Annotated in this window: 10 protein-coding genes; 2 read left to right on the plus strand and 8 right to left on the minus strand. The window is 32.9% G+C overall.

Annotation, left to right across the window (positions count from 1 at the left end):
• Positions 1 to 58: 58 nt before the first annotated feature.
• The 6 genes from OZP11_RS06760 to OZP11_RS06785 form a co-directional block, all read right to left on the minus strand.
• On the minus strand, positions 59 to 2,899 hold the full coding sequence (locus OZP11_RS06760; RefSeq protein WP_281234462.1) for a hypothetical protein: 2,841 nt from the start codon (positions 2,897 to 2,899) through the stop codon (positions 59 to 61).
• A gap of 33 nt (positions 2,900 to 2,932) precedes the next feature.
• On the minus strand, positions 2,933 to 3,430 hold the full coding sequence (locus OZP11_RS06765; protein WP_281234463.1) for a DUF4280 domain-containing protein: 498 nt from the start codon (positions 3,428 to 3,430) through the stop codon (positions 2,933 to 2,935).
• 68 nt (positions 3,431 to 3,498) lie between these two features.
• Complete coding sequence (locus tag OZP11_RS06770; protein ID WP_281234464.1) at positions 3,499 to 4,557, minus strand: LysM peptidoglycan-binding domain-containing protein; 1,059 nt, start codon at positions 4,555 to 4,557, stop codon at positions 3,499 to 3,501.
• A gap of 28 nt (positions 4,558 to 4,585) precedes the next feature.
• On the minus strand, positions 4,586 to 5,536 hold the full coding sequence (locus tag OZP11_RS06775) for a TssN family type VI secretion system protein (RefSeq protein WP_281234465.1): 951 nt from the start codon (positions 5,534 to 5,536) through the stop codon (positions 4,586 to 4,588).
• Positions 5,537 to 5,538: 2 nt separating this feature from the next.
• The gene (locus tag OZP11_RS06780; RefSeq protein ID WP_281234466.1) at positions 5,539 to 6,489 is read right to left on the minus strand and encodes a hypothetical protein; all 951 of its coding nucleotides are present in this window, start codon (positions 6,487 to 6,489) and stop codon (positions 5,539 to 5,541) included.
• Positions 6,467 to 7,153, minus strand: coding sequence for a C40 family peptidase (locus OZP11_RS06785; RefSeq protein ID WP_281234467.1), 687 nt, complete (start codon positions 7,151 to 7,153; stop codon positions 6,467 to 6,469). Before OZP11_RS06785 ends, OZP11_RS06780 begins: the two co-directional genes overlap by 23 nt.
• 141 nt (positions 7,154 to 7,294) lie before the next feature.
• Here OZP11_RS06785 and OZP11_RS06790 point away from each other — a divergent pair, with 141 nt between their 5' ends.
• A complete protein-coding gene (locus OZP11_RS06790) occupies positions 7,295 to 8,347 on the plus strand; it encodes a PKD domain-containing protein (protein ID WP_281234468.1) in 1,053 nt (350 codons plus the stop codon).
• Between the two features lie 3 nt (positions 8,348 to 8,350).
• Entirely contained in the window at positions 8,351 to 10,813 is a 2,463-nt protein-coding gene (locus tag OZP11_RS06795) for an AAA family ATPase (protein ID WP_281234469.1), read from the plus strand.
• A gap of 55 nt (positions 10,814 to 10,868) precedes the next feature.
• On the opposite strand, the gene OZP11_RS06800 is transcribed toward OZP11_RS06795, so the two are convergent.
• Positions 10,869 to 13,589: a DNA gyrase/topoisomerase IV subunit A gene (locus OZP11_RS06800; protein ID WP_281234470.1), complete on the minus strand. Its 2,721-nt coding sequence runs from the start codon at positions 13,587 to 13,589 to the stop codon at positions 10,869 to 10,871.
• 32 nt (positions 13,590 to 13,621) lie between these two features.
• On the minus strand, positions 13,622 to 14,242 hold the full coding sequence (locus OZP11_RS06805) for a hypothetical protein (protein WP_281234471.1): 621 nt from the start codon (positions 14,240 to 14,242) through the stop codon (positions 13,622 to 13,624).
• Positions 14,243 to 14,255: the final 13 nt, after the last annotated feature.

The following is a 14,255-nucleotide window of genomic DNA, read 5'->3' on the forward strand; positions in this document are numbered from 1 at the left end:
GAAAATGGTACTCCATTTTCTCCAGAAGTTCCTGTTAATCCAATAATTTTGCCAGCATTTACAATATATCTCCTATTTCTACTTTTCTTTCTTTTAAGTGAGCGTAAACAAGGTAGAATGGCCCATTATGATCAAAATTCTGTAATTCAACTTCTGATTTATTCGAATACTTTAGTACAAAAGGATTTTTTCTTCTTGATTTAAATGTTTCTTCATCAATTACTTTTATTACAATTAATTCACCAAACATGCTGCTATTAATTTCGCTTCTCACAACTTCACCTTTTACGCATGAATAAACATTCGTTCCTGGTTTTGCAAATAAGTCCATCCCAGTATGTTTAGTAACACCATCTCTAATTGTTGGTCCAAATGAGCCATGCCAAGGTTTTTTAGCACCTCCCCCTTGAGAGTATAAACATAACATTGGATTATCTACTGGATCATGCCATTCTTCGGATGAACTATTTGTTGGACTGCATTCATTTACTTTAAATACTTGTAAAGCTTTTTCAAAGAATTTTTTAGCATCACTCCAACCTGCTAAGCCTCCATTTACCATTCTTCTAATTTTCTTAATATTGTCTTCAGTAGATTCTTTCAGGGTATCAGCGGTTTTCCAAATCTCGTGTTTTTCCCAATAAGCTATAGCCGATAAAACAGCATATTTTGCTTCTTGAACTTTATCAGGATTAGCTTCTAAATCTATATATTCATCTGGAAATATCTCCTTAAATGTTGTTGACGCATTAATATAATTATCCTTGCCTGTTAATTGTTTTAATCCTCGTCCTCGATACTTATAGCCATCGCCGCTGGCTTCATTTCCATTTCCATTTCCATTTCCATTTTCATTTGCATATAAAAAGCTTAGTAACTTTTTTTGAGGTCTTTCATCACAAAAAGTTTCAATCTGACCACGTCTTTCTAACATACCACTTCTATTTCCAAATATGGATGTATTTCGAATATTTGTTGGTGTGTATGGTATAACATCGGTTTCAATAATCCAATCTGTATTTATACCTGATGTTTCTGCGCCCACTTGCGCAAAAAAATGTGCTTTACGTAAACATGTATTTAGATGTATTGGTTTATCTGTATTTTTTCGTTGTTTGATAAATTCATTTAGATACTTCACAACTTCTTCTCTAAATGCTGTAGAACGTCTATGAACTCCAAATAAATCTTCTATGTGTTTTAAAGTCAATGCCTCCTCACACCTCGGACATTCCCCTTTCCCAATTACAAAATACTCTCCATCTCTTTTCAAAAATTCCTTTTCATGTTTAACAGTCTCACCTTGGCACTCGGCTTTTAACCACAGACTTTCCGTTTGTGTTTTATAGATATCAAAACTAACTGTGGTGCCACCGCTGTAAGTTTGGCTTTTTAATGCTTTTTCTACATCATCTACATAAGCTGTTTTTCCGGCTACTATCTTTGTATTGCCTTGTTTTCCTTCTTTTGCATTGTTTAATATTATTGTTGCAAATTGCTTTTTATTGCTATCTGTAATTACGGTTTCATTTTTAAATGTGTAGGTATAAGATTCTTCTTTTTTCCCTTTAAGAAGTTTTTCTTTCCATTCTTTCAAATCTTCATCAGCCTTCGGACGAAGCTTTATTTTTACTTTTGCCAAGCCTTTTTCAACAGTTGCTTTTAGTGTCGTAAGTTCTACTCCATCTTCTTTAGCTTCCAAAACAGGTACGTTTGCATCTGCGTCTATCAGAATGGTCTCTTTTTCTTTTATTGTAATAGATACTTCTTTTCCATCTAATAAAAATGTTTTTGCAACGATATACACTTCCTCTTCTAAAGGAGCACTATTTATCTTTATAAAGTTTGCTCCTAACTTGTACAAATTAAAAGAAATAGAAGTTCCTTTTTCATAAGTACTCTCTGTAAGCGCATTTTTAATATCATCAAGTTTGGCATACTTTTTATCTGCTTTTACTTGTGGATCTACATTTTTCTTAATAATCGCAGCAATTTTATCTTTGTCAATATTGGCGTTTTTATTTTTAAATTTATATTCGTGCTGGTCGGCAACCTCTTCTGTTTCCAACGAAAATTCTTCTTTAGCAAAGTATGCCGTAATAATTCCTTCTGTTGTTAGTACTTCCTCTTTAGGAGTGTTAACAATAGTTAAAGGAGTTGTATTTGTTGGTGGCTCAAATACAGGCATTACTCTTTTATTTTTTATAGTAAAAGAAAGTATTTTGTCACTTCCACTTGCGTTTTTAAGATATTCTCCCGTGATGTCTAGTACTTTTACATAAAAATTTTCTAAATCGCTAGGCAAACCTGGAACTGCCATAAAACAAGACATAGTTGTAAACTTAGCCTTAAGTGCTCCATTTACGCATTTTACTTTTACAGTTTGTATAGATGTTGTTGTTTTTGCACTATATGATTCCAGTGTTAGTGTATCACCATTTACACCTTCCGTTTCTAATGAAACAAATAGGTCATGTCCATAATTTATTTCACTATTATCTGCCGTATTTTCTTTTTTACTCCAAGATGAAGAAGTTATTTTTTTTTCACATTTTCCATATACATGCAGTCCAGTGTTTGCATTACTATCATGTCTACCATACAAACTAGCTTCCAGATAAAAAGCATACGACCCACATAATTTTTTAGGCAGGTTTACACCGAAAGGAGCACCAGCAGATCTTATTTCTTTCTTGAAAATCTTTTTCTTTTTCTGATCCATCCATAGCCATGTGATATTTCTTCTCTTTTCTTCCTCTGTGGTTTCGCTATACCATTCATCAACCATAAATGGAGCTGTTTGATCTGGTTTGATGCAAAGTATTTTATTCGGCAAACTAAAATTTCTTAGCGCACCACTATGTCCAACCCACTTTATTTTTTTTACTCCCTTTGCCATTTTTATACTTTTAGAAAATAATGAAACTATTTTTTAACTATATATTATTCCTTCGTCTGTATGCTCGATTGCGAATAGCTCTTTTATATCTACCATTGGGTTTATTTGCTTTAGAACTTCAGATTTGGCATTCTTTAAATTCTGTTTGTTCAATTCTGCTTTTTGTCCGTGTTTATCCACTTCAATACAGTCAGTCCCCCCAATAGGGCAAGTTCCTTTACTGTTTTCCAGTAAAATTTTTCCTTTATTAGATAATGTAACTTTTTCATAAAAACCACTCCATTTAGTAATTACTGCTTGACATGGCAAATAATCTCCACTTCCGTTAGGCTGCATTTTACATTTACCAAAAGTATTCTTCTCTAATGTCTGCCCAATTTCTTTATCGGTTGCTATGAGTTTGCTTTCAGCTCCTTTATCATTAGCATAATGCTTACTTTGTGTTTTTACTTTAAGCGTATCTAACTTAGATTCTACGCTAAACTTACATTTTAAAGTTGCTCCTTGTACTACTACATGTTTTTCACTCATAACTTTACTTCATTTAATGTCAAAACAATCCCTGATATTCCTAGAATTTTAAACTATTATCTTTTTTATTATTCTAAAAGCTTAATTTCAATAGTTTTCTTTATATGTTCATTTGATAAAATATTGCATTCTACATTCATTTTCTCAATTGTATAAGTTTCTGAATTTAGAAAGTAAACTGCGCTATAATTCACTTTTGAAGAGGTATAACCGTATAAAATCCCTAAGCCAGAATCCATATAAACGCCTTTTTGATCTACTTTAATAAAACCATCTTCATCTAAAAAAGGAGTGATTTTTTGCGTAACTTCAAAAATAGCTTCTTCGTCTTCCTCTAAAGGAAAGGAAACTTCATTTTTAAATAAATAATCCGCTGTATACCCAACATGGATTCCATTAAAAAATGTTCTGAAAAAATAATCTGAACGAAGCGATCTTAATAAGGTATCTGAATCTGTTAAGTTTTTTTCTATATGATCGATATAAACTTCTGTTAATTCGCCTTCATAATAATCTAGAATTTCATTTTTTATCTTTCCCCAACGACTTTCAATTTCATCATAATTAAAAATATCGACCCACTTACCAAATTTGTCTACCACAATTTTTAGAGGATAAACTACCTCTGCACTTTTTGCTCCGAGTTTTTCAATCAGAAATTGAGGAGGCAGCCCATTGACATGAATAGTTTTACTTCTTGTAATTTCAAAAAGGCTATATCTATTTTTATCTGTAGCGAGCCATTTTACATTTATTGCCATTTCTGTTACATCGATTTGATCGCTAATTTCAAATGTGTATTTAACCCTGTAACTTTCATTTATTTTATCTGCCGCAAATGGCAGTCTATAATTACTTGCTAAACTTACTTTTTGATCTTTTTTCTTTTCTTTTTCTTTTCTTTCTTCAATATATTTTTCCGGTGCCAGAATCAAAAACTCAGAAGAACTTTTAAAATCTGCTTCTATCAAATCAGGAATTTCACAATACATATTATGATACCATCTAAGTTCATCAGCCTCTACACCAAGATCACGAGCTACACTCGCAAGGGTGTCTCCTTTCTTGATTTTATAAGTACGAAACTGATCGTATGGTGATCCGTCTGGTTTATCTTTGTGATACATATTATCGCGGCTGTATTAAACTTCAACCTTATTCTTTCTTTTCAACTTTAGGTTCAAACATAAATTCCGGGTCTTTTCCTTCTTTTTTTGTTTCTGTAATTTCTTTCATCTTTTGTCTTTTACAAATAATGACTGAATTTTCAGTTATACCATTCATTCCCAAAGTATATTTTGCATCTATGTATTTGGCAGTCTCATACCATTTAGGCTGTAAAAAGAATACCCAATTGCAGTTTTCTCCATTTTGTTTTAGATCAATTTTACTATCAGCAGTATGTTCATTATATCCATTAACGGTATGATAAAAAAGGGCTCCAAAATCAATTCTTACGGGACCTTTTGATCTTATCGAGGTATATTTTGTATCACTTTCTTTTTTCTGGATTAATAATGTTATCAATAACAAATCCTTCATTTGAACATTTTCTATCTCTGGAAAAGGATTTTTTCTTTCCGGAATCTTCCATGTAACATATTCTTTAGGCGGTATCTGCATCATCAAATCAAATACAATATAAAATGCTGTAGGCACAATAAATGCAATAAAATGCGTGCACATTAAAAACGTTAGATCGATACCGTTTAATGCTGTATAAATTATAGCAAAAAGCACACTTGAATACAGCATGACCAATAACGAAAATAGCAGCTCTATCCACATGCTTTTGGTATTAAAACTCATAAAATACCCTCGATATAACCAAATGTTTAAAACTCCAAACAGTAAAGAGACAATTTGGTAAAACTTAAACTCGTTTGATACTTCGACAAACAATTTGTTATTGCCCAAAAAGGCCGTTAAGGCGTAAATAAGTACAAAAGAAAAAACATAGATGTAAAACCCTTTTTTATACTTCGCGGCAAAATCGCTGACTTTATCACTAAATAATAAAGTAAGGATTCCGCAGAGTGCAATAATCAATACCAAAAAGACGATCAGCCTAACATCAATGAGTGATAATAAATGCTTTTTTATCATTTTTAAATTCGTGTTGTAAACCCTAATACAGGTTGTTTATTAAAATTAAATTCTTCTGTTTCTTTATTTAATACCAATATTGTTTTTGGCTCGACCTCCATCGGAAAAAAATGCTCATAAAAACAGTCTATAAATTTTTTAATCTTGCCGTCATGAAGATAATTTTCTAAGGAATTATTCATAATCGGACCAATTTCTATTGTTAAATTCATCGAGTAATCCATGTATTTGCTGCCACAGATTAAATCGACTCCCAATCTATTCTCACCAAGCTTTATTTCTTCCTTTTCATCACTGTATTCTTTAGAACTTGTAATTTTATAAACTACTTTTTCTTCGATGATGCTTTCTAAACAGCGACAGGATAAATCAATGTTTCCTACAATTTTATACGCATAAGGCAGCAGCTGTATGAACTTTGAAACCAAAACCGGCGGATAAAAATGGGATAATCCCCAAAAATCATAGAAAAATTCGAGAGGTTTACTTCCGTTGAGCTGGTATAAAAAGTTTCGCTCAACGGCTTCAATTTTTGTTCTGTAATGAAAAATCTCATTTTCGAAAGGCGCAAAAAACTTCCTTGCTTCATTTTCCTGTTTTTTTTGATGCTTATGCTCTTTAATCATCTGATGAACCGATTTATCTGCGTTATTTTCGCGCAGACTATGAACAAAACCTTCCGGCAGGGCATCATACATACTATCTCGTGACAATAACAAAGTCAGGTAATCTTGCCTAACATAATTATCATCCTGGATTACAGCTCCTAAAACATCACCTCTAAAAGCCCTTGAAAACTGCCCCTGATTTAAAATCGTAATTTCGTCTGGCGCGACTTCATCTTGTTCAATCAATTCATTGGCAATAATTTCTGCCCGAATATCATAAGGTATATTTTCAATTTCGTCAAGTAACTTTTCAAGGCTTTTTTTATTTTTTCTTTGTGTCTTCATTTATTCGTCCTGCTCCTATATACCGTAATTGAAAATACTCATCATTAAAATTATAAATACCTAATCCTTTGTCTGTACAGGCCAAGATTCGATCATTGTGCAGATAAAGTGCAACATCTGAAATTGGATGATCTTTATCATATCTAAAGAAAACAAGGTCCCCTTCGGCAAGAAAAGCTCTTCCGGTAAAAATCTGGATAGATTTAGATTTCCACATTCCTGCCGGATCTTTAGGAAGCGTAACTTTATATACATCGCTATACAGGGATTGCAGGAAGTAAGAGCAATCGATTCCTTTTTTAGAAAAACTTTTTTCCTGATAGGGAGTATTAACCCATTTATCAAAATAAGAATAAAGTTTATAATTGGTAATCTTATTAGGCATTACAGCCAAAACAATGGAGTATTTTTCCTTTAAGTACAATATTTCATCGCTTAAATTCTCAGAATTATCATTTACGATAGTCTTATTCTTTAAGCCAGTTTCTTCCATCTTAGCTTGTTTTTTGAGCAGATCTAAAGAATAGTCATATTTAAATGGAATTTGCGACACATATTGTTTATTAGAACAGGAACTCAAAACAAAAGCTGCAGCAAATACAAATCCCAAACATGTAATAATGCGGCTTATTTTTCTCTCAAAACAAATAGTTTTCAGTTTCATTATGTAGGTTTTTTTGTAAGTATAGCTTCACAAACATAGCTATTCTTTTTTGAATAAAAAAGCAATATTGTAGTAAATATTTCACATTATTAAAAAATAATATCATAATATTGTATTCTATTTCTTATAAATATAATCAAAGTGAATATAAAAAAAATTGAACTTAGAGTCATTGCTGTTTTTGTAATTTCTTTATTAATTGGATTGATTATTTTCCTCATCCAGTTCTTTAAACATATTGATTGTGATAATGCAAAATTTTACATTTTAGCAGATCATTTTCAGAGCGAGGAACCCATAGAATTCTATGACAAAACTCCAAATGCAAAATCCTGGAAATGGGATTTTGGCGACGGAACATCTTCTGATACCAGAAAACACACTTTTCATCCCTATAAAAAACCTGGAAAATATATTGTAGCCCTTACAATAAATGGAGAATGTACACACACACGTGAACTTATTATAAAAGACAAATACATACTTGATAAACTTGGAACTCCTCAAATAATATCGTCTAAAGTTATTACAGTGGGACAACCTACTTATTTTTATGCTCATGCAGAAAATGCGAAAACATGGGAATGGAGTTTTGGAGAAAATCGAGGGATAGATGAAATTTCTTCAAATCCTGTATATACTTTTTCTTCTCCGGGCGAAAAAACGATCACACTGGTCATTAATGGTAATTTTAGCCGCGTTGCAAAAAAAGTAATCTATGTGCACCCAAGGGTTATCAAGAAAACAAATCCGCTGGATGTAACCTCTTACGTTTATGAAAAGAAAGCCGAAACTTTTTCATTACCAAGAGGTTCTGCAAAAAAAGATCCGCTCGAAGATATGCTGCAATATGTACCGGTTGCACCAAAAAACAAGACTCAAAATGACACCGTTATACCTATTAAAAAAGCACCAAAAATATCCGAGGACCAATTTGAAATTCTCTTAAATAAAGTTGCCGAAGGCAGCAAAGTAAAGGATGATTTTTCTGATTTTTTATGTGAAGATCTCGAAATTCCGGTAGTAAAAAATGATAATGACTTACTGACTTTTGCACAATTATGCGCCGGTATTAAAGGAAAAAAAATAAAAATCGAATCTATTAGATTAAATAAAGATAAAACCAGCAACTGCGTAAAAGGATTATCGATAAACTACAAAGTAAAAAAATATCTAATCTGGGTAAAAGATTAAATTATGGAACAGGAACAAAATATATTTAGTACAGAATTATCAAGAGCTTTTGAAATTGCTCAAAAGATTGCCAAAAATAATTCAAACAAATATTATAGCGCTTCGCATTTATTAAAAGCTATCCTGAATCGGGATTTATCGTTATTGAAGCGTTTGGAAGCAATGGGCAAAGATGTATATTTTCTTGATGAATGGGCAGAAGTGCGTATTGAAGAAGAGCCTAAAACCACAAATGTCCTAAATACTGAACCGGCCGCTAGTATTGATCAGATTATTAAAGAAGCCGATTCTGTCAGAATTATTTTGAATGAAGAGGAAATAAGTTTGTACGCTATTATCGCTGCATTAAGCTCTCCGGGAGTTGGTTTCAATTTTGATCAAATGAAAAGTTTCCCGATTTCGAGAAATGAATTACTGGCAGATAACATTCACAATCCTACAGAAGTTTTAAGCTCCAAAAATGAAATTAAAAAAGGCTTTCTGGACAAATATTGTCGGCACAGGAATTTCGAGAAAAAATCAAGGAAAAGTATTGCCATTGGCCGTGAAGCTGAGTTAAATAGCATTAAAGAAATATTGTGCCGATTCTCTAAACCAAATGTTTTGCTGATTGGTGACCGCGGGATTGGAAAAACCATTTTAATTGATACTTTAATTCAAAATGTAATAGACAATCAGGTTCCGGATGTTTTAAACAAAGTACAGCTGTTTGAACTGGATTTGTCTTCTTTAATTGCCGGCGCTTCTTACAAAGGTGAAATTGAAGACCGATTAAAAAACTGTATTCAGGAACTGGAACAATTTCCTAAAGCCATTTTAATTATTGAAGAAATACACACTCTATTAGACAAAAATGGAGATTCCGGGGCATCAAATTTACTTCAGGGTGAATTGACAAAAGGTTTAAATATTATTGCAACTTCAACAATTGATGAATTTTCTAAACGAATCGAAAAAGAGCAAGGACTTTCAGGCATGTTTGAAATCGTAAAACTGGAAGAAGCTAATGATGAAACTTTGTTCCGAATGATTCGCGAATCTATTAAATCCTATAAGGAACATCATAAAATAAAAATTGATGATGAAACCATTTCTGAATCTATTCGACTTTCCCGCAGGTATTTAAAAGAAAAAAGTCTTCCGGAATCAGCAATAAATCTGATCGATCACACCATGTCTGTTTTAAAAACTTCGGGAGAAACATTCTTAAAAGAAAAAGAATCGATTCTTAATAAATTAGAAATTTTAAAACTAAATAAAACCAATTTAAACGAAGAACAATTCATTAAAGAATGTAATTGGTTTTTAACTGATTTAATTAATAAAACAGCCTTTTTAATGATTGCAGAAGATGAAGAAACCAATCGGGAAACATTCGAATCTTCTCAATCGATCCTGGATCATATAGAAAATCTTTTAAATACTCTCGAAAAAAGAGCTCTGGACAAACGAGTACATATTGATTCATTTGATCTTTCGCTTGTAATTGCACAAAAAACCGGAATTCCGGCCGCTAAACTTAATGAAGAGCAGAAAAACAAACTTAATACGATTGAAGAAGTTTTAAACCAAAGGGTTATTGGTCAGGATCATTGCATTGCCACGGTTGCAGGTTCTATTTTAGAATCAAGATCAGGATTAAGCAAAGCCGGACAGCCAATTGCTTCGTTTTTTTTCCTTGGTCCAACAGGAACCGGAAAAACAGAATTAGCCAAAAGTCTTGCAGAATTCCTTTTTCAGGATGAAAACGCCATTATCAGATTTGATATGTCCGAGTTTAAAGAAGAACACTCTGCAGCATTACTCTATGGAGCACCTCCCGGATATGTGGGTTATGAATCTGGCGGACTGTTGGTAAACAAGATCAGACAAAAACCTTACTCGATAGTTTTATTCGATGAAATTGAAAAAGCACATCCTTCTGTTTTTGATGTTTTTCTTCAAATTATGGATGAAGGGAAACTTCATGATCGTTTAGGAAAAGAAGGTGATTTTTCGAATGCCATTATTCTTTTTACATCAAATATTGGTGCTGATCATATTGTAGAGACATTCAATAATGGACAAATTCCGAGTTCAAATTCTTTAATGGAAATTATGACTAATTATTTCCGGCCTGAATTTTTAGGGCGCTTAACAGAGATTGTACCTTTTGCGCCTATCAGTAAAGAAAATGCCCTTAAGATTTTTGATATTCATCTAAAAAAAGAATTTACAGATTTATTAAGAAACGTTAACATCGAAGTTAAAATTCCAATTGAGACTAAAACTTATCTTGCCGAAAACGGATTTAATGCCAAATACGGAGCAAGACCTATTAAAAGTATTATCAGAAGCCATTTGAGAAGACCTTTGGCAAAGAAATTAATTTCAGGAGAAGTTAAAGATGGAGATATTGTTTGGGTAGTAATTGAGAATAATGAAGTAAAATGGAATAAAGAAGAAATTATTTCAGTCGTAAATTAATTGACATCTATAAAAAAAACGCTAAGAAAATCAATCTTAGCGTTTTTCATTTATTCTAGTCTAAAACCAAACCTATTTGGCCATCATCATCTAATTCAGTTTCAACAGGATCATCTTCTGAGATTTCCGGTCTTTCAGGAACTTCCTCTACAGGCTCCTCATAAGGAAGCGGCTCTAATAAATTAACTTGTCTTAATTTATCTGTTGTTAATTGGTTTCCTAAAGCTTTAAAACCTTTTACGGCTATAAAATCCTCAACATCGACATGAAGATCGTCTTTTTGAACTCCTTTTACTTTTGCAAAAACCAATTGTGCTACAGGGCGATAATCTGTAGATACTATTTCTAATTGCGAATTTGGATGATCCGTAATAAAACTTTCTTCTTTACCTTCGTTTTCAACAAGGAAACGTTTTAAGAAATAACGTTCTTTTTCACCATCATAGTAAATCGCAGAAATTGGTTTTTTAGGTTTCCATTTTTCCAGAACAATCATATCTTCTTCAAAATGAGTCGATAATTCCGGAATAATAACCTTTAATTTACCAGACTGGCTAATCACCAAAATTTTATCAGTTGGTTTAAATTCTCCAAGCAATTCTCCTCTTGCATCTACATTTAAACGTTTTACCGTATCATCAAACCAAACTTTTCTTGGCAGTAAAGTCGAAATTCCTTTTTCTTTTAATTCGATTTTCTTGATTGGATATTTGGTTACCAAATTTCCTTTTGATCCTCGGCCTTTAATCGCCAGTTTAGCAAAATCAATATCGAATTTCAGTTTTTTTATTGTTCCAACCTGACGCAATAATATAGTTACAACCTCAGCTTCTCCATTAGGATTATGCGAAAAATAAACTACCTGAGAACCATTGGTTCCATTCGTTAAATCGTAGGCTTTATCACGGGTTACTCCGGTAACATTAAAACGTTTTATATACGATGGACCCGATTTTCCATCACGATACATCATATTGTAAATGGTACGTTTATCGCTTTTATCAAAAACGGCAACATGTATAATATCTTTTCCAATGAAGGTTTTAGCATCGACTTTGGTAATCATCATTTTCCCATCTCGTAAAAACACAATTACATCATCAATATCAGAACAATCTGCTACATATTCGTCTTTCTTTAAGCTCGTTCCAACGAAACCTTCTTCTCTGTTTACATAGAGTTTTGTATTACGCAAAACTACTTTTGTCGCTTCAACGTTATCAAAAACACGAAGTTCTGTCTGGCGTTCACGTCCTTTTCCGTATTTCTCTTTTAATTTGGTAAAATAGGCAATCGCAAAATCGGTAAGATGTTCTAAATTGTATTCTACCTCTTTCATTTCTTCCTCTAATCTTGAGATCAATTCATCAGCTTTATCAGAGTCGAAACGAGTGATACGAATCATCGGAATCTGAGTCAGTCTTTGCAAATCATCATCTGTAATTTCTCTCACAAACGATTTTTTGAAAGGCTCGAATCTATCATACAAGTATTTGTATAACGACTCTCTGTCTCCGTATAATTTGAAGTCAATGTACATTTCTTCTCGAATGAAGATTTTCTCCAAAGTAGAGAAATGCCATTTATTTTTTAATTCTTCTAATTGAATTTCTAATTCCTGACGAAGTAAATCGACTGTTCTTTCAGTTGAAATTTTCAACATTTGAGAAACTCCGATAAACAATGGCTTATTATCTTCAATAACGCATCCTAAAGGCGCTACAGATGTTTCACAAGCCGTAAAAGCAAATAATGCATCGATTGTTTTATCTGGAGAAACTCCCGGGAAAAGATGAATTAAAATCTCAACATCAGCGGCAGTGTTATCTTCAATTTTCTTGATTTTGATTTTACCTTTTTCATTGGCTTTCAAAATACTATCAATCAAACTCGAAGTGTTGGTAGAAAACGGAATCTGCGTAATCACCAATGTATTTTTGTCTAACTGCGAAATTTTAGCACGCACACGCACACGTCCGCCACGCATTCCGTCGTTGTAATTCGAAACGTCAGCAATACCCTGCGTCATAAAATCAGGATACAGCGTAAACGGCTTTCCTTTTAAGATTTTAATCGAAGCGTCAATTAATTCGTTGAAATTATGAGGTAAAACTTTCGTTGATAAACCTACTGCAATTCCTTCTGCCCCTTGTGCTAAAAGCAATGGGAATTTTACAGGAAGATTAATCGGTTCGGCTTTTCTACCATCATACGATAATCCCCATTCGGTAATTTTTGGAGAATACAAAACCTCCAAAGCAAATTTAGATAAACGTGCTTCGATATAACGGGGCGCCGCCGCACCGTCACCAGTTAAGATATTTCCCCAGTTTCCCTGGCAGTCAATCAATAAATCTTTCTGACCAATCTGTACCATTGCATCACCAATACTCGCATCTCCGTGTGGGTGATACTGCATGGTGTGCCCTACTACATTGGCCACTTTATTATAACGACCGTCATCCAGCTCTTTTAACGAGTGCATAATACGACGCTGAACAGGCTTAAATCCGTCTTCGATAGCAGGAACGGCACGTTCCAGAATTACGTACGAAGCGTAATCCAGGAACCAGTCTTTGTACATTCCGGTTACTTTCGTAATAACGTCTTCGCCTTCTTCTTCCTGATTTTCGTAAAAATGCTGTCCTTCAAAATGTTTAGCATCTACGCTGATAATCTCATCATCATCTCCACTTTGATTGTCATCAAACTGGCTTTCATCCTGATTATTCTCGTCGTCGTTTGGAATTATGTTATCGTCTTCTTCGTCTTTCATTTTTTATGCTGAATTTTTTTCAGTATTTTTTATTATTTAGATTTTCGAATATTCTCTATGAAATCAATTTCTTCTTGAACTCTTTTTTCATCACCACTTTCAATAAAAAGAGTTATTCCAAATTTCTCCAGTAGTTTTTGCATATCCGAATAACAATATTTTTGGAATCCGTTTAAATTATCAGAGTTCCTTGAACCAATGCATTCGATGCAAAATTCATCATAACCAATAATTCTGTTTTTCTTATCTCGAAACAAAATCATATGCCTTGGCTTATAACATGCTGCAGATAACTCTTCTGGAACACAGGTATCACAAACCAATAAATTAAGAAGCTCTTTTTCTTCTGTCTTATTTAAAATGACTCTCTCTTGTATTTTTGTACTATCAAAAGTTAATCGATAATTGTCTACCAAAACTTTACGAAATGGGGCCTCCTTTTTATATTCTAAAGTATCCCACATTATCCTGTCATAATAAGAAACTACTTCAATTTTAGAAAAATTCTTTATTGGAAATTCTCTTTTATGAATTGTTTTACTCACTGATTTGACAATTGGAATCCCTTCTTTTATTGTCGAGTTCTTTGACGTTTTATCATAACAAGAAATTACACTCAAAGCAATAATAAATAAATAAAAGATTTTCTTCATACAAAACAGTTCA

Source organism: Flavobacterium gelatinilyticum (genome assembly GCF_027111295.1).
GTDB classification, from domain to species: Bacteria; Bacteroidota; Bacteroidia; order Flavobacteriales; family Flavobacteriaceae; genus Flavobacterium; species Flavobacterium gelatinilyticum.

Excerpts from the sequence above, each read along its gene's own strand:
- OZP11_RS06770 (WP_281234464.1), bottom strand. The coding sequence starts at position 4,557 with ATGTATCACAAAGATAAACCAGACGGATCACCATACGATCAGTTTCGT.
- OZP11_RS06760 (WP_281234462.1), bottom strand. The coding sequence starts at position 2,899 with ATGGCAAAGGGAGTAAAAAAAATAAAGTGGGTTGGACATAGTGGTGCG.
- OZP11_RS06765 (WP_281234463.1), bottom strand. The coding sequence starts at position 3,430 with ATGAGTGAAAAACATGTAGTAGTACAAGGAGCAACTTTAAAATGTAAG.
- OZP11_RS06775 (WP_281234465.1), bottom strand. The coding sequence starts at position 5,536 with ATGATAAAAAAGCATTTATTATCACTCATTGATGTTAGGCTGATCGTC.
- OZP11_RS06800 (WP_281234470.1), bottom strand. The coding sequence starts at position 13,589 with ATGAAAGACGAAGAAGACGATAACATAATTCCAAACGACGACGAGAAT.
- OZP11_RS06785 (WP_281234467.1), bottom strand. The coding sequence starts at position 7,153 with ATGAAACTGAAAACTATTTGTTTTGAGAGAAAAATAAGCCGCATTATT.
- OZP11_RS06795 (WP_281234469.1), top strand. The coding sequence starts at position 8,351 with ATGGAACAGGAACAAAATATATTTAGTACAGAATTATCAAGAGCTTTT.
- OZP11_RS06805 (WP_281234471.1), bottom strand. The coding sequence starts at position 14,242 with ATGAAGAAAATCTTTTATTTATTTATTATTGCTTTGAGTGTAATTTCT.
- OZP11_RS06780 (WP_281234466.1), bottom strand. The coding sequence starts at position 6,489 with ATGAAGACACAAAGAAAAAATAAAAAAAGCCTTGAAAAGTTACTTGAC.